This window comes from Vibrio sp. 2033 (assembly GCF_033339735.1).
The window spans coordinates 1-514 of the sequence record NZ_JAWOVC010000856.1 but is presented as its reverse complement, the minus strand read 5'-3'; the positions used below and the strand labels follow the sequence as shown (position 1 = coordinate 514).

Here is a 514-nt window from a genome sequence, read left to right as displayed (position 1 = left end):
CGGAAATCGTGATTGTGGTTGGGCTGATGATTTTTGGTGCGGTCTTTGCCATTAACTCTTCGCTGCATTCGTACCTGATTGTGAGCTATGCCAAAGGCGACGGCGTGTCGTTGGATGTCGGTTTTTACTACATGGCCAACGCCATGGGACGTTTGATTGGCACGGTATTGTCGGGGTGGATTTACCAAGAAGCTGGACTAGCGGCGTGTTTGTGGGTCTCTTTCGCTTTCTTGGCGCTGACAACGTTGATTTCGATTAAGTTGCCTAAAGCTAATATCGCCACGGCTTAGTTCTGATGAATGTGATGGGCTGAACAGAACATCGTGAATAAAAATGGCTCCAATCGGGAGCCATTTTTTATGTCTGCATATTATGAGCAGAAGCGTCCAAGCTTTGCAGGTTGCGTCATTTTGATTTCGTCGTCTAACGAGCGGTAGACAATCGTATTCCAGATTTCGCCATTATCCATTTCAAATTCAATCTCGTAATTCATGCCGCTTACCACCTGATTGCG

The 514-nt window shown here is 46.5% G+C and carries 1 pseudogene; it reads left to right on the top strand.

What is annotated here, in order from left to right:
- A pseudogene (locus R7P74_RS29475) lies at nt 1-290 on the top strand (organoarsenical effux MFS transporter ArsJ); the annotation flags it as partial.
- Nucleotides 291-514 lie beyond the last annotated feature (224 nt).